This is a genomic window from Micromonospora vulcania, from assembly GCF_042658605.1.
In the GTDB taxonomy this organism is placed as follows: Bacteria; Actinomycetota; Actinomycetes; order Mycobacteriales; family Micromonosporaceae; genus Micromonospora; species Micromonospora vulcania.
On sequence record NZ_JBHSQS010000006.1, the window covers coordinates 41,745 to 62,553 of the forward strand.

The following is a 20,809-nucleotide window of genomic DNA, read 5'->3' on the forward strand; positions in this document are numbered from 1 at the left end:
CCGGTCGGGCTCAGCGCTCCGGTTCCAGGGTGCGGGCCGGCGGGACCTCGCGCATCCGGGGCGGCCCGGGCGGGTCGGCGTCCGGCCGGGCCGCGGCCGTTCCGGGACCGCCGGGGCCACGCCGGTCGAGCAGCGCGGTGGCCAGGGCGTGGATGACGTTGATGACCACGATGGCGGTCGCCACGATCCCCACCGTGCCGGGGAAGTCCCGTTCGAGGACGAGGGCGAGGATGACCGCCGTGATGCCGTTCTGCTGCCCCCAGGCGAGGTAACGCCGGTCGGCTGCGGGCAGCCCACGGGTGATCGGCACCGACACCACCAGTTGGGCCGCCACGGCCGCCAGGCCGAGCACCAACCCGGGGACGAGGTCGACCCCGTGCACGAGCAGCAGCCCGAGCAGGAAGGTGGCGACCAGGTACGCCGCCTGGGTGGACCGACCGACGACCGGGCCGAGTCGGGGGCGGAAGAAGAGCCCGGCGAGCGCCAGGCCGAGCATGAGGAACTGCCAGGCGGCCAAGAGAACCAGCGCGATCAACAACGCCACGGCCAGCCAGTTGAGGGCCGACCGGACGCGGGGGCGGACCGCGCGGGGCCCGTCCTCCAGCAGCCCGGCGGCGCGCAGCAGCCGCCACAGCAGCCAGGCGCCCGCGGCGAAGGCCACGTTCGCGAGCAGGTCGAGCAGGAGGTCGAGTGGCCGGTCGCTGATCGCCCCGGCGAGCGCGCCGCCGTCGCCACCGCTGAGGTCCAGGGCGAACGCGGAGACGTAGACGGTGAGCAGCACGGTGATCGGGTCGTCGAAGGACGCCCAGATCGACAGGATGGAGCGGGCCCGGGCGGAGGTGCGGTCCGGGCGGCTCATCGCGGCCACCGCGAGCGGGTCGATCTGGGCGACGGCCACGCCGAGGACCAGGTATGCCGGGTCGCGGAAGGCCAGCACCATCACCCCGGCGATGAGCGCGGCCTTGACGACCACGCCGACGGTGACGGCCAGCAGCACGGTGCCCAGGTGGGCGCGGACCTCGGCGAGGCTGATGTCCCGCGTGCTTCCGACCAGGCCCACCGCCAGCAGGACCGAGGCGAGCAGGAGGTACGCGGGGGCACGTTCGAGCCCATCGATGTCGCCTGCCCAGGCCACCGACAGCCCGACCAGGGCGGCGGCGACCACGGCCGCGGTTCTCGCCAGTACGGTCACGGCCATCCAACCGACGCGTTGATCCTGGTTGATCCGAAGTGAGGATACCGGCGCCGGACAACCGCCTCAATCGCGAAGCGCGCGAGCCCTCGGGACAATTCAGGCGGGCGCCGTGAGCCGCCGGGCCAGCGTCGCCATCTCCTCGTCGGCGCGGGCGACCAGGTCCTGGTTGAGGGTGACGCCGACCAGGTAGTCGTCCAGGGAGAGCCGGTAGTAGTAGACCGCGCCCATCTCCACGTCCAGGACCAGCCTGGCCACGTCCCCGGCGACGGCCCGGCGCAGGTCCCGACCCACCTGCAGGGCCAGCAGCGACAGGTCGCCGGCGAGCCGCTGATAGCGGTCCCGCCGGTCGGCCACCGTGACCCCCCGGTTGAAGAACGAATCCAACTCGGAATGCTCGAGGATGTCGACGGCCGCCACCTCTTCGCCCAGCCGGTGGTAACTGAGGTAGTGCAGGCCGGCGGGGCGCAGCGCCGCCGTGAGGACCTCGTCGGGCGTGGGCGGGCCGGTCAGTTGGTGCGGGAGTGCCTCCCCCGACGGCAGGGCCGGTGTCAGGTCGCCGCTCACGTCGGTCTCCCAGCCGCCGGGGTTCTGCGACCGTTGCCGCACCAGCCGGCGCAGGTCGGTGGCGAGCTGCGCGGCGGCCCGGTCGACCGCGCTGACCTGGCCCGGGTCGGCCACCGGCTCGGCGGTCGCCCCGGGTACGGCGGCGAAGCCGACCACATGCTCGTTGGCGACCCCCGTGTTGCAGAAGACGAGACCCGAGCCGGTCTGCACGACCGTCCGGATCAACGCCCCGGTGTGCAACTCCCCCAGCCGGCGGTGCAGCTCGCTGACCCGATATACCAGTTGGGCACCGACTCGGCGGTGCACCTCGCGGCGTTCCGGGGAATCGGACTCGTCGCCGTCCGGCGAGGCCGACGGGTGGCCGAACAGGTCCAACGCGAAGTCGAGGACCCCGGTGGTGTAGTGGGCGATGTGGTAGACGCCGTTGCCGCTGAGCAGCAGGTCCCGGCAGAGGTCCCGCTTCTTGAGGAAACCCGGGACGTCCTGTTCGGCCGTCTCCTCGACCAGGGCGTCCTGCAGCTCCGGATCCGTCACCTGTTCACTCCCTCAGCCATGCGGAACGTCGATGTCGGTATCGGTCAGCGCCGCGGTGCCGGCACCCGGGGTCCCGGCCCGCAGCTTCCGGATCGCGTCGAGGTTCGCGGCGGCGTCCTCGGTGACCGGGTGACTGCGGCCGAGGTACCGCCGGGCGTTCGCGTACGCCTCCTCCTGGATCTGCAGCGCGCCGTCGAGTTCTCCGCGAATGGCCAGGTGGCCGGCCTGGCAGGTCATCGCCGCCAGCGTCCACGGGTGCACGTCGCCAAGCTGCGCCCGCAGCGAACGCAGGCCGCGATCGCCGTACCAGGCGGCCTGGTCGAACTCCCCCATGCCGCGCTGGAACAGGCCCAGGTTGACCGAGCAGATCGCGGTGAAGGGGTGCCCCTGCGCCAGCTTGCGCTCGTAGCCGCGCAGGCAGCGCATGGCGTGCTTGACGGCGATCCCGGCGTCGCCGGCCCGGTAGTAGTCGGCTGCCAGGCTGAGCAGGCTGCCCCGGGTGAGCGGGTGGTCCTCACCGAGGTGCTCGACGTAACCGCGGAACGTCTCGGTGCTGCGCTTCTTGGCCGGGATGGTCAGGCCGAGGCGGCGCTCGGTGACGGCGAGGCTGCGGTGCACCCGCAATTCGTCGAGGAGGCTCGCGGTGGGCAGCTCGTGGATGCGGGCGAGCGCCTCCCGCAGCGTGGCCAGCGACCGCTTGTACTCGCCGACCTCCCGCTCACAGGTGCCGACCTGGCACGACGCTCGCCAGGTACGCGGGTCCTCCGGGCCGAACAGCAGCATCCGGCGGTCCCGCTCCGAGCGGGCCAGCCGGAGGGCCTCCGCGGCGTCGCCGGTGAGCAGGAAGGAGATTCCGAGGTTGTTCACCGCCATCCGGGTGTTGGGGTGGTCGTTGCCGACCACCTCCCGGAAGCCCTCGAACGTGGCCTGGTCCTCGACCAGGGCATCCTCGAACCGGCCCAGGCCGCGCAGGTCACCGCCGCGACCGCGACCGGCGATCAGGGTACGGGAGTGGTGCAGGCCGTAGCGGCCGCGCTGCTCGGCGAGCACGCGCTCGTCCAGCCGCAACGCCTCCTGGTGGTTGCCCAGCGCCCGGTACAGATTCGCGGTCTGCACGAAGAGCCGCATGGTCAACTGGTCGAGCTCGTCGCGGTTGTCCCACCGCTCGCACGCCGCCGAGGCCAACTGCAGCGCGGAACGCCAGACATCACTGTCGTTGGAGAGGTACATGTGGCGGACCTGCTTCACGACCCAGTGGCGTACGCGCAGGTCGTCGAACTCCAGCGCCCCGGAGGGCACGAGGTGTCGTTGCAGCTCGTCGAAGACGTCGGCGTAGCGGTTGGCGTCGGCCTCCGGGTCGGTCGGGGCGTAGCCGGCCAGCCCGTGCAGGACCTGCCGGTGCCGGTCCTGGCGCTCCGGCTCGGGGCTGCCCTCCCGGAGCAGGACCTGGATGGCGCGGTGCATCCGCAGTGCCGCGCCGTTTCCCCAGTCGATGTCGTAGAGCGCGAAGCGGGCGCCGACGGTGAGCACCAGGTCGATGTCGCTGGCGTCGAGCAGCAGCTCGTCGACGTCCGTGCCGGACGCGGCGGCGAGCTGGGTCAGCATCGGGGTGGAACGCAGCAGCGGCAGCCCGATGCCCTCCGGGGAGAGGAAGGCGCTGAGCTCGGCCAGCCGGATGGCCAGCTCGCCGTAGGGGGTGGCGCGCAGCGTCTCCAGCGTGATCCGCAGGACCCGGGCCACGCTGGTGGTGTGCGATCCGGGGATCCACTCGCCGGCGTCCTGGTCGGACTGCCCCGCCAGCGCGGCCAGCAACTCCCGGACGCTCTGGCCCACCGCCTCCAGGCTGGGCACGCCGCCGCGCTCCAGACGGACGGCGCGCTGGCGCATCCAGGCGGTGGCCAGCCGCAGGGCCAGCGGCAGGTGCTCCAGGGCCACCGCGATCGACCGGGCGTCGTCGGTGCCGATGCCGAGCACACGGCGCAGCATCGCGACGCTCTCGTCGCCGGTGAAGGCGGCGAGCTCCAGCGGAGAGGGCAGCCCGGAGGAGCCGTCATCCCGGGAGGTGATCAGCACGTGACCGACGCCGTCGCGGGGTCGCAGGCCGGTCAGCACGTCGGCGTCGTCGGCGTTGTCGTAGATCAGCAACCAGCGTTGGAACGGGCCGCCGGGCGCGGTGAGCGCCTCGAGCGCGGCCTCCGCCGCCCCGGTGCTGTCCACCGCCTTGATCTCGGCGGCGAGCGCGCCGAGCCCGGCCTGGACGGTCTCCCGATCCTGGGCGGGGATCCACCAGACCACGTCGTAGTCGTACGCGAAGCGGTGGGCGAACTCCCGGGCCAGCTCGCTCTTGCCGACCCCCGCGCCGCCGGTGAGGGTCACCGGACCGTCCTGGCTGGTGACGTGGTCGCGAATCTTCTCCAGGTAGTCGTCCCGGCCGACGAAGGACGGGTTGCGCGGCGGCACGTTGAACCGCTGCCGCCGGTCGAGGTCACCCGGGAAGCGCGGAACCTTGCGCAGGTCGCTGGCCGGTTGGGCCGGGGCGATCAGACCCAGCTGGCTGAGCAGCAGCGACTGTGCCCGGACCGCGTCGGCGTTCCGCAGGTCGATCATCTTCTCGGCGTCGAACCGCTCCGGCCACGGATCACCGGCCACCAGGACACCGAGCATCTCCCCACCCGGGTCGGCCGCACCCGGATGCAGCCCGGCCAGGTCCGTCCCGGCCGTGTCCGCCAGGGCCGGGGAGAGGACCGCCAGCACGGTGGCGTCCGACCCGAAGTCGGGTGCCGCGCCGGGGCGTACCGCCCACAGGTGGGGCCGGACACCGGTGGTGCGGCGCAGTTGCCCGCCGATCCAGTCCGCCCACGGCCGGTCGACCGGGTCGTACGCCACGGCGAGCTCGCCGGGGCTCTCGGCCGGCTCCAGGAGCACCCCGCGCCGGTAGCGATTGCGGATCCGCTTGGGTACGGAGGCCGCCCGGTTGATCTCGCCTGCCGTGATCCACTCCACGATCCGCTCGTACGCCGCCAACGGGCTGGTCTCGTCGTCGGGCTCGTCGGCGAGCACGGCCAGTACGTCGTCGAAGGTGTCGTAGTTGCGGTCCGGGATCTCGACGATGCCCGTCGTCGCGGGTCCGGCGGAGTCGCCGGCCGGCCTGTCCAGCAGCCGGGCGAAAGCCTGGCGTACGTAGTCGCGGGACTCGCCGCGCCACGGCTCCGGACCCTCGTGCAGGGTGGGCGCGGCGAGCACGCGGATCCCACCGGTGGCCCGCTGCTGCAACTCCTCGGCGAGCCCGGCCGCCTGCTGCACCGCCGGGCGGCGGGGTGGCATGCAGACCACCGCGACGTCGCTGAGCACCGCACAGTGGGTGATCCCCGGCGCGTTCAGATCCACCGGGGTGTCGATCAGGACGTAGTCGTAGTCGGTCTGCTTGAGCAGTTGTCGGACCCGCCCGGCATCGTCGGTGGGCAGACCGTCGGCGGTGGCGCCGAGACCGACCATGGCGAACCGGGCGGTCGAGCCGGCCACCGTGTACCAGTAGAGCGTGCCCTGCTCGGGCGCGGCCGGCGCGATCACCGTCGTGGGTGGGGCCGGCGGCCCGTCCGCCGCGGGGGTGAGCACGGTGGCGAGGTCGTCGCCGAGCTCCTTGACCGCCGAAATGGCGTCCACCTGGAACGAGCGCAGAAAGTCGTAGACCCGAGGGGTCTTCGGGCACCAGTCGACGGCGAGCACCCGTCGACCGTTGCCGGCGAGGATCCAGGCGACGTTGGCCACCGCGCTGCTCCGCCCGGTGTCGTCGGCCGGTGACACGAACGAGACGATCGTGGCGCCACCCGGTGTCTCATCCCTGCTGATGTTCATAGCTCTCCCCCGGCGCGGGCGTTCGGGCCGCCGGCTCGCGCCGCCGTGCCCGTGGGGTCAGTCGTCGCCATCGAGGGCGCTTTCAAAGCCGGCGTACTGGTCGCCGGGGGCGGCGCTGCGACGATCGAGTCGTTGCAGCGCGGCTATGAGGACGGTGCTCGGCAGCACGTCCAGCTCGGCGAGGTCCAGTTCGGCGAGGTCGATCAGCTCCGAACGGAAGTCGTCCTCTCCGGTGTCCATCACCGACCACCGCCTGTCTCCGTGTCGCGCCGCGCCCGGTCCGCCCTACCGCCGGGCCAGACATTGACCGGTGGCCAGATCCGCTGAGTGTGCTCATGATAACCGTGCGCCGCACCCTGAGCCGACACCCGGACGGCGGTCGGACCAGGTACGACGGGGCCACTCCCGCACCGGCCGGTCGGCGGCGGCACGCGGAACGCCATTCGTCGATGTATGCTCCACTCTGGCAGGTGGCCTGTTCGGCGACCGACAGGACGGCGGAGCGTCTGATGTCCGGACCCGTTGGCGGCCACCGGCCGTTGCGCGGCGCATCGGCCCGCTCACGGTCGCCGGGGCGACCGGTCCCCTTCCGACAGTTCGTGGTCAAGCTGCACAGTCGTTGTGACCTGGCCTGTGACTACTGCTACGTCTACACGATGGCCGACCAGCGCTGGCGGTCCCGGCCCCGCTCGATGTCGACGACGACGCTGGCGCGCACCGGAGAACGGATCGGCGAGCACGCCCGCCGGCACGGGCTGCAGCGGGTGAGCATCATCCTTCACGGCGGGGAGCCGCTGCTGGCCGGAGTAGCCGGCGTCGAAAGGGCGGTCGAGCTGTTGCGGCGCGGAGCCGCCCCGGTGCCGGCGCGGGTGACCGTACAGACCAACGGGGTCCGGCTGGACGACTCGTTCCTGCGGCTGTTCGACAAGCTCGACGTCGGCGTCAGCGTCAGCCTCGACGGGGACCGCGCGGCACACGACCGGCACCGGCGGGGCCCGGACGGGCGGGGCAGCCACGATCGGGTCCAGGCCGGGCTGCACCGGCTGACCGGGTCGTACCCGAGGCTGTTCAACGGGCTGCTCTGCACCATCGACCTGCGCAACGACCCGGTCACCACCTACCGCAGCCTGCTGACCCACCGGCCACCGGTGGTGGACTTCCTGCTGCCGCACGGCACCTGGTCGGCCCCGCCCGCCGGCCGCACACCCGACCCGGGGCAGACTCCGTACGCGGACTGGCTGATCGCCGTCTTCGACGAGTGGTACGCCGACGGCGCACAGCGGACCCGGGTCCGCTTCTTCGACGAGATCATTCAACTGTTGCTCGGCGGTTCCTCCCGCCTGGCCGGAGTGGGAGTCAGCCCGGTCGCCGTCGCCGTGGTGGAGACCGACGGGGCGATCGAGATGGACGACACGCTCGGCGCCGCCCACGCCGGAGCCGGCCACACCGGCCTGCACGTCAGCCGGGACGCCTTCGACTCCGCCCTCGACCAGCCCGGCGTCCGGGCCCAGCAGGCCGGGGTGGCCGGGCTCTGCGCCGAGTGCCGCGCCTGCGACCTGCACCGAGTCTGCGGTGGCGGCCTCTACACGCACCGCTGGCGTGCCGACAGCGGCTTCGACAACCCGTCGGTGTACTGCGCCGACCTGTACCGGCTGATCGGTCACATCCGCCGGACCGTCCGCCGGGACGTGGAGGCGCTGCGGGGAGCGGCACGGTGACGCCGGCCGGGCACCGGCTGCCGCGACGAGTCCTCGACGACCTCGCCACGGGTCGGGGCGGGCCGGCCGCCGTCGAGCTGCTCCGGTCCGCCCAGCACAGCAAGAACCTGCTGCTGGTGCGCGCCCTGGTCGTCCTCACCCACCGGATGGACCATCCGGACCGGGCGGCGGTCGAGGCCGCGTACCAGATGATGGGCCGGCTGGGCCGCGAGCAGCGCCAGGCGGCGCTGGGCCATCCACCGGTGGCCGCCTGGGCCTTCGGCACCGCGTCGCTGCTGCGCCGCGGCGGCCACGCGGCGTACCCCGGTCTGCTCGCGGCGGTGGCGGCGGCCGCGGCGGTCCGGGCCCGCGCGGACGCCGACCTGGACGTGCCGCTCGACCCGAGCACGCCGGGTCGGCTGGACCTACCCGGCCTCGGCACCCTGCGGGTCGACCCCAGGGCGACCCGGGCCCGGGTGCGGTGCGCCGGCGGGCGCGCGGAGGTGCGCTGCGCGGGCGACCGGATCGAGATCGGGTACGACCGCCCGCCCGACTACCGGTGGCGTCCGTTCCCCGAACTGCGGGCCACCCACGGCGGTCTCGCGCTGCGGCTGCTGCTGGACTCCGGGACCTGGCAGCACGTGCCGATGACGGTCGAGGACGGTGCCCACCCGATCGCCGGGCCCGTCACCGACCCCGGCCGGTGGCAGCACCGACTACGCGGGGCGTGGCGCCTGCTCGCCGAGGAGCACCGGGCAGTCGCCGAGGAGGTGTCGGCGGCGCTCAGCGCGCTGGTACCGCTCGCCGCGCCCCGGGCCGGAGTCCGCAGCGGCACGTTCCACCACGCCTTCGGCTCGGTGGCGATGTCGCTGCCGCCGAGTTCCCGCTCGGCGGCGGTCACGCTGGCCCACGAGATCCAGCACCTGAAACTGGCCGCACTGACCGACCTCTTCCCGCTGGTCGAGCCCGGTCCGCAGGAGTTGTTCTACGCGCCGTGGCGGCCCGACCCCCGACCGCTGGACGGCCTCCTGCACGGCGCTTACGCCCACCTCGGGGTGGCCGGATTCTGGCGCCGGCAGCGGCTGGTGGAGCGGAGCCCGGTGGCCCGCCAGCACGCCGAGGTGGAGTTCTGTCGGTGGACCCGAGCCGCCGGGGAGACCGTCCGGGTGCTGACCGCGCAGCCACGACTGACCACGGTCGGCCGGCGTCTGGTCGACGGCATGGCGCCGGTCCTGGACCGCTGGGCCCGGGAACCGGTGGTCCCGGAGGCGGCGGCCGAAGCCGGGCGGCTGCTCGCCGCGCACCGGGCCCGATGGGACCGAAAGCGGTCGGAGGCCCGACAGGCGTGACACCGATGCTCCCCGATCTCCTTTACGCTGTGCCGCATGGTGGACGGTAGCGAACAGGCCACTCGCCGTGAATGCTTCGTGATCGCTCCGATCGGTCAGGAGGGTTCCCCGATCCGCCGGCGCAGCGACCAGATCCTCAACTACGTCATCCGCCCGGTCGTCGAGGCCCGGGGCTACCAGGCGATCCGGGGTGACGAGATCGAACGCGCCGGTCTCATCACCTCGCAGGTGCTCGACCGGATCATCCAGAACGACCTGGTCGTCGCCGACCTCACCGACCAGAACGCCAACGTCTTCTACGAGCTGGCCGTGCGCCACGCGCTGCGTAAGCCGTTCGTGCAGCTGATGGCGAAGGAACAACAGCTCCCCTTCGACGTGCAGGGGATGCGCACGATCCTGGTCGACCACACCGACCTGGACAGCGTCAACTCGGCCAAGGAGCAGCTCGGCCGGGCCATCGACTCGATGACCGAGGACGCCGACATCGTCACCCCGATGTCGGTCGCGCTGACCCTGCAGGACCTGCGCGGCTCGTCGAACCCGCACGAGACCGGCCTGTCGCAGATCATCGAGACGCTGCCGCAGATGATGGACATGCTCCAGGACCTGCAACGGCACCTGGGCACCGGCGGTCCCGTCGGGCCCTCGGAGGCGGACGACCACCGGCGGCTGCGCAGCCTGGTCGTGGCGTTGACCGACCGCGGGCTGGTGACCGAGCAGGACCTGTCCGCCCTCCTCGGCGGCGCCAGCAGCAAGTTCGACAAGTGGGTGCAGCACCTGATCCAGCGCTCGAACGGCGCCAGCTGATCACGCTCGATCCGTCCATGATCGCGCTCGATCCTGTCATGATCGCGCTCGATCCTGGATGTAGTCCCCTCGCACCTGCGGCGTGACCACTACATCCAGGATCGTGCGCGATCATGCCGTGACGCAGGCCAGCCCTAGCTGGCCAGCGTCCCCATGGATACTGCTCATCGCCCGCGCTTGTTCAGACTCGGGCGGCCACCGAGATGACATGGGAGGGGTGATCACCAGTCGCGAGCCCACTCCGGCGGCGGTACCACGGCAAGTTGCGGTTCCCCGGTGATCGGCTCCAGCGCGTTCACGATGCGGAGATCTCCATCGGCGGCGGCGTCCTCGTCGGTGGTGACGCGCCCGCTGCTGCCATCCGTGCTGACCAGCAACCACCGATCGGGGTGGATGCTGCCATCGTCAACCAGCGCCCGCACCCCGAAGGTGCGGGCCAGGACGATGGCGAGATCCCGCTCGTTGTGCCCGGTGGCGTCGGCGAGCTCGGTGTCACCGGTAAGCACCCACCCGAAACCCTCGTCTTCGTCGGGCGGGGTGAACATGGCGATTGGACGTGGATCGTCCACTGCCCGGTCCTCGATCCGACCGACGTACAGGGCACCGGGAGCAATGCCGTAATCCTGCTGCAGAAACCGACGCAGCGCGTCGGCGGGCAACTCCTTCTCAAAGTGGATCTGGTACAACACGCTCACCCCCGATAGCTTTTGTGGTGACGAAACACGTCCAGGGCCCGAGCTTGCGCCGCCTCGGTCAGGAACGGATTACGGGCCATTGCGGCCTTGGCCTTCTCCATGTCACTGAGGTTCTTTGGCCGGATGCTGTCGAGGTTGTGTCTCGGGTGTGGCGGCTTGAGTGGAATCTTGCCGGCCGGACCGGGGATCGCCTTGCGTGCCGCGTCGGCGGCGTCACCGGCTGCGTTAGACCCCACTTCCTTGGCCTCCCGCATCGAGGCTGAAGCTGCCCCGGCGATGATTCCGGAAGCGGCGTCTGTGCTGGCGATGGATCTGCCCGAAAGCGAGCGGCGTACCGACCCGCTGTTGACCGGCGAGCCCACGACAGAGCGGGCGATCACCCGGTAACCGCGAGGGTTCAGCATCGAGCCTCCGTCGGCGCGCAGCTCGTGCGGGTAGGGTCCAACCATGGCGATCCCTCACCTGAAGGCAGCCGACGGCACCACGTTGCCGGCGATCGGGCTCGGCACGTACCGACTGAGCGGCTCGGCGGGTGTCGACGCGATCGGTCAGGCGATCCGGGCGGGCTACCGGCTGCTCGACTCGGCGGTCAACTACGAGAACGAGGGCGCGGTGGGCCGGGCCGCCCGTTCGGCGGGCGGCGTACGGGACGAGTTGGTCGTCACCTCGAAGCTGCCGGGACGACACCACCGCTTCGACGAGGCGCTGACCACGATCGAGGAGAGTGTGTTCCGTACCGGCCTCGACCGGATCGACCTGTACCTGATCCACTGGCCGAACCCCAAGGTCGACCTGTACGTGCAGGCGTGGCGGGCGCTGATCGAGGCCCGCGAGCGCGGTCTGGTCAAGCACATCGGCCTCTCCAACTTCCTGCCCGAGCACATCGACCGGCTGGTGGCCGAGACCGGGGTCGCTCCGGTGGTCAACCAGATCGAGGTGCATCCGTACTTCCCGCAGCAGGAGGCGATCGACTACCACCGGGCGCACGGGATCCTCGTGCAGGGCTGGAGCCCGCTCGGCCGTGGCAACGACCTGCAGCAGCACCCCGTCATCGTGGAGATCGCGAACGCCCACGGCATCAGCGCGGCGCAGGCCATCCTCGCCTGGCACGTGGCCCGCCAGGTGATTCCGCTGCCCAAGGCCGCCTCTCCGCAGCGGCAGCTGGAGAACGCGAACGTCTTCGGCATCGAGCTCACCGACGGCGAGGTCGAGGCCATCACGGCGCTGGGCCGCCCCGACGGGCGCCTCGCGGACCAGGACCCGGCGGTGTACGAGGAGTTCTGACCGGTCACCGCGCCGGTCCGGAACCCCCGGGTCGTCGCGTCACCCGGGCCGGCACTGGCCCGGGTGACGCGTGATCGACTAGACGAGCCCGCCGAGCGACGGGTCGCTGATGCTGTCCTTGCCGTTCTCGACGTGGCCGGCGTACCGGTACGCGAAGTCGGCGTCGCCGGCGACGGTGAGGGTCAGGTCGTACCAGCCGCGGCTGCGGGTGAGCGACCAGTGGGCGCGCTCGGATTCACCGGGGCGCAGCGACACCTTCACCGGGCGGGAGTTGTACCCGTCCCGGACGGTCACCTCGATCCGCTTGGACCCACGGTTGCGCAGTTCGAGGACGACCTTGTAGTCCCGCTCGTCGTACGAGGGGGTGACGGCGAGGTTCGTCGAGTGCCGGTTCGACGTGCCGTCCGTGAACTGGCGGTAGAACCCGTTCGGACCGTGGACCGACAGGTCGTAGCCGGACTCGACGGCCCAGGTGTCCGTGAGGTGCTTGCCCGGCTCGACGGTGTAGCTGCGGGGCGCGTCGGCACTGCCGGCCTGGCGCACCTGGAAGACCGCGGCGACGCCACCGGAGTTACGGAAGTCGATCCGGAACGAGTCGTCGCTGGCGCGTCCGTCGGCGTGCAGGGTGTACGGGATCGCCCGCGCCGGGCGTACGCCGCGCTCCTGCTTCGGCAGGCGCTGGTCCTGCGGCGGCACCGGTACCTCGTCGGGGTGCCGGACCAGGTCCTCGGGCTTGAAGTCGTCGGTCTCCGGCAGCCTGACGTCCCGGGTCCGGTTCGGGTGCCGGAAGTCGAAGGCCGTGGTCAGGTCACCGACGACGGCACGCCGCCACGGGGTGATGTTGGATTCGACCAGGTCCTGGCGGCCGTGTCCGAAGCGGGCCTCCAGGAACTTGATCAGCGAGGTGTGGTCGAACACCTGCGAGTTGACGTAACCACCCCGGGTCCAGGGCGAGACGATGATCATCGGTACCCGGATGCCGAGGCCGTACGGGCCGGCCGGGTGGTCGGCGTCGCCCGGGAAGATCTCGTTGGTCGTCGGTACGGTCGACTGCCCGTGGGCGGGCGTCTGCGGCGGCGTTGGCGGGACCACGTGGTCGAAGAAGCCGCCCTCCTCGTCGTACGTGATGAAGAGCGCCATCTTGCTCCACACCTCGGGGTTCGCGGCGAGGATGTCGATGACCTGCGAGATGTACCAGGAGCCGTAGGCGGGCTCCCAGTTCGGGTGCTCGGTGTACGCCTCGGGCGCGCAGATCCAGGAGACCTCGGGCAGTCGTCCACCCTCGACGTCGGCCCGGAAGTCGGCCAGCAACTCCTCCGGGCTGCGGCCCTTGGTGCGGACCTCGGTGCCGGTCTTGGCCTTGTCCGCCAGGGGCGTACCGGGCTGCGCGTTCTGGTACTGGTGGAAGTAGAGCAGCGAGTTGTCGCCGTAGTTGCCGATGTACGGGTCGTTCGTCCAACCCCACGAACCGGCGGCGTTGAGGCCGGTGCCGACGTCCTGGTAGATCTTCCAGGAGATGCCGTTGCGCTCCAGCCGCTCCGGGTACGTCGACCAGTCGTAACCGGCCTCGGCGTTGGTGATGACCGGGCCGCCGGCCTTGCCGTCGTTGCCGACCCAGCCGGTCCACATGTGGTAGCGGTTGGGGTCCGTCGGCCCCATCAGCGAGCAGTGGTAGCTGTCGCAGACCGTGAAGGCGTCGGCGAGCGCGTAGTGGTAGGGCAGGTCCTGACGGGTGTGGTAGGTCATCGACGTGACGCCCTTGTTCGGCACCCACTGGTCGAACCGACCGTCGTTCCAGGCGGCGTGCCCGTCGTTCCAGCCGTGCGGCGGGTCCGGCAGGAAGGTCTGGCCGAGATCCTTCACCGGGGGCCGGAACGGCAGCAGCTCGTCGGCGCCGTCGGGCTGGTGCCACACGTCCTTGCCGGACGGCAGTGTCGCCGGATGCGGGTCCGCGAAGCCGCGTACGCCACGCATGGTGCCGAAGTAGTGGTCGAAGGAGCGGTTCTCCTGCATCAGGATGATGACGTGCTCGACATCGTTGATCGAGCCCGTCCGGTTGTTGGCCGGGATAGCGAGCGCTTTGCTGAGGTCCAACGGAAGCGCCGCTCCGATCGCGGGGACTCCCATCGCCTTGAGGAACGTACGGCGATCCACCGTGCCCATAGCTCACCCTTTTGTCGCAGATACTGGCGACCGGACGCTATCGACGGGGGGTTGACAGCAGGTGGCCGCGATTCGATGGTTGTGCAACCTCTCAACGACGGGCGCTGAGCGCCGGAAACCGCGAGGTCGGCGATACCGGTGATCTGCCGGCACACCGGGAGCACCCCGACGTACCGTGAGATCGTGCCGACGAAAGATGTACTCACCAGCGCTGACCTCGCCGAACTTCGCCGCTCCGCGCTCGGGATGGCCAATCCGCTCGGTGTCGCCGCCGAGCTGGCCGACGCGGTGGAGAAGGGCCGGCTGGCGAACCCGGAGGACGCCGGTGACGCGCTGACCCTGGCCGCCGAGATCGCCGAGATCCGGACGAAACTGGACGCCGCCCTCCGGTACGCGGAGCTGGCCGTGGCGGCGTACCCGTCCGCCGACGACGATCGGGCCGGGCTCGCCCGTGCGCTGCGGGCCCGGGTGCTGTTCCGGCTCGGCGGTCGGGAGGACGAGGCGGTGGCGGAGCTGACCGCGCTGCGCCCGCTGCTGCTGAGCCGTCCCGACGCCCCGGCGTACCTGAGCGCGGCGCTGGAGGTCGGCGGTCGCTCGTCGACCGCCGAGCAGTGGCTGAGCGAGGCGGTCGACACGCTGGTCGGCGACCGCGCCGCCGCCGACGTCGAACCCGAGGTCGGGCCGCCGGACGCGCCCGGTGTCCTCTTCTTCGCGCTGCAACAGCGGCACCGTGTCCGTCGGAATCTCAACCTGCCGCACGACCGAAACGACGATCTGGCGGATCGGCTGGAGAATCAGCTCGTCCGCCGGGCACAGGCGCCGCAGGGCGCCGAGTCGGAGCTGCTGTTCTGGCCCCGGCCCGAGTTCGACCGTCTCCTCGCCGAGCAGGCCGCGCTGACCGAGACGTACGGGCCGGACTGGGACGCGCACCGTGCCCGCCTGGAGAAGGAGCTGGTCCGACTGACGGGCGCCGGCCAGAGCGGGTTGGGCGTGCTCTCCGCGACGGTGGACGGGCTGGTCGGCTTCGCTGATCGGCGCAACGGCGCTCCGGGCGATCCGGAGATCCGGGCCGGGTACGCGCGCGAGCTGTCGACCCGACCCAACGCGCGGATTGCCTGGCCGCCGGAGCGCAACGACGCCTGCTGGTGCGGCTCGGGTCTGAAGTACAAGAAGGACTGTCTGCCACGTTCGCGCAGCTGAGGACAGCCCCGCCGGCGGGGCCGTGCGGTCGACTGTAGAGCGGGACGCTGAGCAGAATCAATACTTGAAGAAGTTAATTATTCGCCTTAGATTTCGTGCATGTTTCTCGGGAGCGACACGGGTTCGCCGGCCGGATCGCCGGCGGCGACGGCGGTGTTCGCGGCGGTGTTGACCGAGGGGCCGGTGAGTCGGGTCAGCCTCGCGCGCCGGCTCGGGCTCTCCTCGGCCGCCGTCACCAAGGCCGCCCGGCCGCTCATCGACCTGGGTTACCTGCACGAGCTGGCCGCCACCGAGCGCACCGGACCGGGTGCCGGACGCCCGGCGAGCCCGCTGGCCGTCCGTGCCGACCGGGAGTTCTTTCTCGGTGTGAAGATCACCGCCGACGAGTTGATCGGCGTGGTCTGCGACCTCCGCGCGCAGGTACGGACCACCGCCCGCCGGCCGCTGACCGACCCGGACGTCGAGGCCGTCCTCACCGAGGTCGGCCGGCTCGCCGATGACCTGCTCATCGCCTTCTCCGGTGACCGGACCCGGGTCCGTCGACTCGGGCTCGCCCTCTCCGGCGACGTCGACCGCACCACCGGCCTGGTCCGCTACTCGCCGTTCCTGCACTGGCGGGACGTTCCGCTGGGCCGGCTCGCGGCTGAGCGCACCGGCTTCGCCGTCACGGTGGAGAACGACGTCAAGGCACTGACCGCCGCCGAACACTGGTTCGGCGAGGGGGTCCGCGCGGACTCGTTCGCCCTGGTCACCGTGGGCACCGGCATCGGCTGCGGCCTGGTCGTCAACGGTCGACTCGTCTCCGGCTCGTACGGCGTGGCCGGCGAGATCGGCCACCTCGCCGTGGACGCCACCGGCCCGGACTGCCACTGCGGTGGCCGTGGCTGCGTCGAGGCGATCGCCGGCACCGACGCCATCGTGGCGCAGGCCCGGGACCACACCGGCCGCCCCGACCTGACCATCGACGAGGCGGTCGCCCTGGCACGCTGCGGCCACGAGGAGGTCCGCGCGGTCTTCACCCGGGCCGGCAGCGCGATCGGCTGCGGCATCGCCGCCGTCGCGAACCTCGTCGGGCCGACCCGGATCGTCGTGTCCGGCGAGGGGTTGGCCGCCTACGACCTGTTCGACACGCACATCCGCACGAGCTTCGAGCGCCAGGCCTTCGGCGCTGCCGCGCGGTGTCCCCTGTCCATCCGTCCGCTGCCCTTCGAGGAGTGGGCCCGCGGCGCGGCCGCGGTCAGCATTCAGTCGCTCGTCGTCCCCTGACCCCCTCACGACCCCACCGTGCCACCAGGAGGTTGACCATGCCGTCACCAACGAGATCCCAGAGAAGGCCCGGCCGACGCCGAACCGGCGTACCCCTCGTGGCCGCGACGTTGGCCGCGCTCCTCGGCGTGGGCGCCGCCCCGGCGTCGGCCGCCCCGGCCAAGGCCGCCGACCCGGCAGCGGCCACCGCCGCCGTCGCGGAGCGCCCCTTCATGGGGTGGACCAGCTGGAGCATGCAGTCGTCGAAGTACCCGGGCCTGAACCCGAACGGCGACTACAGCTATCTCACCGAGGCGAACGTCCTGAAGCAGGCCGACGCCGTCGCCGCCAAGCTCAAGGCGTACGGCTACGAGTACGTGAACATCGACGCCGGCTGGTGGCGCGACAATGCGTGGGTGCCGAAGTTCGACCAGTACGCCCGGCAGACGCCCGACCCGGTGCGCTTTCCCAGCGGCATGAAGGCCGTCGCCGACCACATCCACGCCAAGGGCCTGAAGCCCGGCATCTACCTGCCCGTCGGGCTCGAGAAGGAGGCGTACGCCAACGGCGCCGCGCCGATCTGGAACGCGTCCGGCTGCACCACCGCGGACATCGTCTACCCGGACCTGCGCACCACCAACGGCTGGGACAGCGCATACAAGATCAATTTTGACAACCCGTGCGCCCAGAAGTACATCGACTCCCAGGCGCAACTCTTCGCCGACTGGGGATACGACTTCCTCAAGCTCGACGGCGTCGGCCCGGGCTCGTTCAAGTCCGGTGACAACTACGACAACGTCGCCGACGTGGCCGCCTGGCAGAAGGCCATCGCCGCCACCGGCCGCCCGATCCACCTCGAACTCTCCTGGTCCCTCGACATCAACCACGCCGCCGACTGGAAGCGGTACTCCAACGGTTGGCGGATCGACACCGACGTCGAGTGCTACTGCAACACCCTGGTCAGCTGGGAGAACTCGGTCGACGACCGGTTCGACGACGCGCCGGCCTGGAGCCGCAAGGCCGGGCCCGGCGGCTGGAACGACCTCGACTCGCTGAACGTGGGCAACGGCGAGATGGACGGCCTCACCAAGGCCGAGCGGCAGTCGTACGCGACCCTATGGGCCATCTCGAAGTCGCCGCTGTACACCGGGGACGACGTCACCCGCCTCGACGAGTACGGGCTGTCCCTGCTGACCAACCGTGAGGTCATCGCCATCGACCAGAACGGCGGCGCGCCGGCCCGGCCGGTCACCCCGGTCGGCGACCAGCAGGTCTGGGGGGCGAAGAACCCGGACGGCAGCTACACGGTCGCCCTGTTCAACCTCGGCGACGCACCAGCGTCGGTCACCGCCCACTGGGCGTCCTTCGGCTTCACCGGCAACGCGTCGGTCCGCGACGTGTGGAACGGCAGGAACCTCGGGGCGACCAAGAACAAGATCACGGCCACGCTGCCCGCGCACGGCTCGCGGCTGTTCACCGTCCGGCCCGGCACCCCGCTGGCCAGCACCGGCTACGAGGCGGAGTCCCCGGCCAACACCGTGAGCGGCAACGCCTCGATCGCCGGATGCGACGCATGCTCCGGCGGCAAGAAGGTGGGCAACCTCTACGTCGGGGGCAAGGTCCAGTTCAACGACATCACCGTGCAGAAGGACGGCATCTACACCGTCGCCGTCGCGTACGTCAGCGGCGACCCGCGCTCGGTGACCGTCTTCTCCAACAACGGCAACGGCACCTACCTGAAGTTCCCGTCCACCGGCGACTGGGGAACGGCCGAGACCGTGAGCGTCCAACTGGCCCTCAAGAAGGGCGTCAACACCATCACGTTCGACAGCGGCACCTGGTACGCCCCGGACATCGACAAGATCGACGTACCGCAGACCCTCTGACGTACCCCGACGCGGCCCGGCGCTCCCGCCGGGCCGCGTCGGCCCGCGCATCCGTCGATCCCCCAGGTTGGAGCACCCGACATGGACAACCGGAACACCGAACCGCGCGACATCCGCCCGAGCCGCCGAGGCTTCCTCGCGCTGGCCGCCGCCACCGGCGCGGCCACCGCCTTCGCCGGCCTGCCCACCTTCGCCGCCTCGGCGGCACCCCGGCGTCCCACCGGGTCCCCCCTGCTCAGCGGGGACGCCGCCACGAAGAACCAGCTCTGGTGGCAGGCGCCCGGCTCCCCGAACTCGATGATCGAGCAGGGCCTGCCGGTCGGCAACGGCCGCCTCGGTGCGCTCGCGAGCAACGACCCCGCCCAGGAACATCTGACGATCACCGACGCCACGCTGTGGACCGGCGGTCGCAACGACACCCTGCAGAGCGACGGCCAGTTCCCCTACGGCCGGGACGACTTCGGCTCGCTGACCCTGCTCGCCACGCTCACCGTCGACATCCCCGGTCACGACCTCGCGGCCGTCGACAACTACCGCCGTACCCTCGACCTGGCGCAGGGCCTGGTCGGCAGCACGTACGACATCGGCGGCGTGACATACCGGCGGCAGATCTTCGCCAGCCGCCCCGACGACGTGATCGTGCTGCACTTCTCCCAGGAGGGCCGTGGCGACTACACCGGCACGGTCTCGCTGGCCGGCACCCACGGCGAGACCACCACCGCCAACAGCGCGGGCCGGTACGCGTCGTTCGGCGCCTCCTTCGCCAACGGGCTGCGCTACGGTGCCGCCGTCACCGCCTACAGCAGCACCGGCAAGGTCGCGGTCAGCGGCACGTCGATCAGTTTCACCGGCTGCCGGGAGGTGACCGTCGTCGTCAGCGGCGGCACCAACTACTCCCCCGACGCGTCCGCCGGGTTCCGCAACCCGTCCGCGCAGCCCGAGCGCCTGGCCCGGACCAAGGTCCTGGCCGCGGCCCGTGAGTCGGTACGCGACCTGCTGCACACCCACGTCGCCGACTTCCGCCCGGCGTTCGAGCAGTTCGCCATCGACCTCGGCCCGTCCTCCCCGGTCCAGCGCGAACTGGACACCTGGGAGCGGACGCAGGCGCGCTGGCGGGACAACGTCCCCGACCCGGAACTTGAGGCCGCGTACCTGCAGTTCGGTCGTTATCTGCTGATCTCCGGCTCGCGGGGCAGCCTGCCGATCGGCCTGCAGGGCCCGTGGCTGGACGGCAACGACCCGGACTGGATGGGCGACTACCACAGCGACGTCAACATCCAGATGAGCTACTGGCTGGCCGACCGGGCGGGCCTCACCGACACGTTCGACGCCTACGCGGACTACTGCGTCGCGCAGTTGCCGGTCTGGACCGAGGTCACCCAGCGGCTGTTCAACACCCCGACCAACCGGTTCCGCAACTCCAGCGGCAAGATCGCCGGATGGGCGGTCGCCTACTCCACCAACCCGTACGGCGGGAGCGGCTGGTGGTGGCACCCGAGCGGCAACGCGTGGCTCTGCCAGAACCTGTTCGAGCACTACGAGTACACCCAGGACCGCGCCTACCTGGCCAAGGTCTACCCGGTTCTCAAGGGCGCCGTGGAGTTCTGGGAGAGCCGGCTGATCACCCTGACCGTCACCGACGCGTCGGGTGCCTCGCGCGAGGTCCTGGTCGCCGACAGCGACTGGTCGGCCGAGCACGGCCCGCAGGACACCAGGGGCAACACCTACTCGCAGGAGTTGGTGTGGAACCTGTTCGAGAACTACCACACCGCGACGCGGGTACTCGGTCGGGACGCCGGCTACGCGGCGACCATCGACGGTCTGCGCAAGCGCCTCTACCTGCCCGAGGTCAGCCCCACCTCCGGCTGGCTGCAGGAGTGGATGTCACCCGACAACCTCGGTGAGACCACCCACCGGCACCTCTCCCCCCTGATCGGGCTCTTCCCCGGTGACCGGATCCGCCCCGACGACTCCACCCCCAAGGAGATCGTCGCCGGCGCGACCGCGCTGCTCACCGCCCGCGGCATGAACAGCTTCGGCTGGGCCAACGCCTGGCGGAGCCTGTGCTGGGCCCGGCTGAAGGACGCGGAGAAGGCGTACCAGCTGGTCGTCAACAACCTGAAGCCGTCGTCGAACGGCAGCAACGGCACCGCGATGAACCTCTTCGACATCTACGAGACGAACCCCGGCCGGGGCATCTTCCAGATCGACGCCAACCTCGGCACCCCCGCCGCGATCGTCGAGATGCTGGTCTACTCCCGACCGGGCCACGTCGAGCTGCTGCCCGCCCTGCCCGCCGCCTGGGCGGGCGCCCCGTCCGGGTGCCGCCGGGGGG

At 71.3% G+C, this 20,809-nt stretch carries 15 protein-coding genes; 8 read left to right on the top strand and 7 right to left on the bottom strand.

Translation table 11 applies throughout. The features are described from left to right. Positions 1-10: 10 nt before the first annotated feature. From ACFQGL_RS11455 to fxsA, 4 genes are all read right to left on the bottom strand, one after another. Complete coding sequence (locus tag ACFQGL_RS11455; RefSeq protein WP_377509699.1) at positions 11-1,192, bottom strand: hypothetical protein; 1,182 nt, start codon at positions 1,190-1,192, stop codon at positions 11-13. A 99-nt stretch (positions 1,193-1,291) separates the two neighbouring features. Next, a complete protein-coding gene (locus ACFQGL_RS11460) occupies positions 1,292-2,293 on the bottom strand; it encodes a hypothetical protein (RefSeq protein ID WP_377509702.1) in 1,002 nt (333 codons plus the stop codon). Between the two features lie 12 nt (positions 2,294-2,305). Next, a complete protein-coding gene (gene fxsT, locus ACFQGL_RS11465; RefSeq protein ID WP_377509705.1) occupies positions 2,306-6,148 on the bottom strand; it encodes an FxSxx-COOH system tetratricopeptide repeat protein in 3,843 nt (1,280 codons plus the stop codon). Between the two features lie 57 nt (positions 6,149-6,205). Beyond that, on the bottom strand, positions 6,206-6,388 hold the full coding sequence (gene fxsA, locus ACFQGL_RS11470; protein ID WP_377509708.1) for an FxSxx-COOH cyclophane-containing RiPP peptide: 183 nt from the start codon (positions 6,386-6,388) through the stop codon (positions 6,206-6,208). Between the two features lie 269 nt (positions 6,389-6,657). Between fxsA and ACFQGL_RS11475 the strand changes: the two genes are divergently transcribed. Genes ACFQGL_RS11475 through ACFQGL_RS11485 form a run of 3 tightly spaced genes read left to right on the top strand, consistent with a single transcriptional unit; the run spans position 6,658 to position 10,001 of the window. Next, positions 6,658-7,866 (top strand): FxsB family cyclophane-forming radical SAM/SPASM peptide maturase, encoded by a 1,209-nt coding sequence (locus tag ACFQGL_RS11475; protein ID WP_377509712.1) that lies wholly within the window; start codon positions 6,658-6,660, stop codon positions 7,864-7,866. Beyond that, positions 7,863-9,194, top strand: coding sequence for an HEXXH motif domain-containing protein (locus tag ACFQGL_RS11480; RefSeq protein ID WP_377509715.1), 1,332 nt, complete (start codon positions 7,863-7,865; stop codon positions 9,192-9,194). The genes ACFQGL_RS11475 and ACFQGL_RS11480 overlap by 4 nt, the downstream gene beginning before the upstream one ends. A 36-nt stretch (positions 9,195-9,230) precedes the next feature. Beyond that, positions 9,231-10,001 (top strand): hypothetical protein, encoded by a 771-nt coding sequence (locus ACFQGL_RS11485; protein ID WP_377509718.1) that lies wholly within the window; start codon positions 9,231-9,233, stop codon positions 9,999-10,001. A gap of 221 nt (positions 10,002-10,222) precedes the next feature. Here ACFQGL_RS11485 and ACFQGL_RS11490 read toward each other — a convergent pair whose 3' ends face one another. Together ACFQGL_RS11490 and ACFQGL_RS11495 are read right to left on the bottom strand one after the other, a co-directional pair. After that, complete coding sequence (locus ACFQGL_RS11490; protein ID WP_377509721.1) at positions 10,223-10,660, bottom strand: hypothetical protein; 438 nt, start codon at positions 10,658-10,660, stop codon at positions 10,223-10,225. Between the two features lie 32 nt (positions 10,661-10,692). Then, positions 10,693-11,145 (bottom strand): hypothetical protein, encoded by a 453-nt coding sequence (locus ACFQGL_RS11495; protein WP_377509723.1) that lies wholly within the window; start codon positions 11,143-11,145, stop codon positions 10,693-10,695. Here ACFQGL_RS11495 and ACFQGL_RS11500 point away from each other — a divergent pair. Next, entirely contained in the window at positions 11,144-11,980 is an 837-nt protein-coding gene (locus ACFQGL_RS11500) for an aldo/keto reductase (RefSeq protein ID WP_377509727.1), read from the top strand. The genes ACFQGL_RS11495 and ACFQGL_RS11500 overlap by 2 nt on opposite strands. Positions 11,981-12,058: 78 nt before the next feature. Here ACFQGL_RS11500 and ACFQGL_RS11505 read toward each other — a convergent pair whose 3' ends face one another. Continuing rightward, complete coding sequence (locus ACFQGL_RS11505; RefSeq protein WP_377509730.1) at positions 12,059-14,143, bottom strand: phosphocholine-specific phospholipase C; 2,085 nt, start codon at positions 14,141-14,143, stop codon at positions 12,059-12,061. Between the two features lie 183 nt (positions 14,144-14,326). Between ACFQGL_RS11505 and ACFQGL_RS11510 the strand changes: the two genes are divergently transcribed. From ACFQGL_RS11510 to ACFQGL_RS11525, 4 genes are all read left to right on the top strand, one after another. Further along, positions 14,327-15,343, top strand: coding sequence for an SEC-C domain-containing protein (locus ACFQGL_RS11510; protein WP_377509733.1), 1,017 nt, complete (start codon positions 14,327-14,329; stop codon positions 15,341-15,343). Between the two features lie 99 nt (positions 15,344-15,442). Then, on the top strand, positions 15,443-16,609 hold the full coding sequence (locus ACFQGL_RS11515) for an ROK family transcriptional regulator (RefSeq protein WP_377509736.1): 1,167 nt from the start codon (positions 15,443-15,445) through the stop codon (positions 16,607-16,609). 98 nt (positions 16,610-16,707) lie between these two features. After that, entirely contained in the window at positions 16,708-18,474 is a 1,767-nt protein-coding gene (locus ACFQGL_RS11520) for an alpha-galactosidase D (RefSeq protein WP_377509739.1), read from the top strand. An 81-nt stretch (positions 18,475-18,555) separates the two neighbouring features. Next, positions 18,556-20,809: glycosyl hydrolase family 95 catalytic domain-containing protein (locus ACFQGL_RS11525; RefSeq protein ID WP_377509742.1), on the top strand; the 2,254-nt coding region annotated here is incomplete at its 3' end.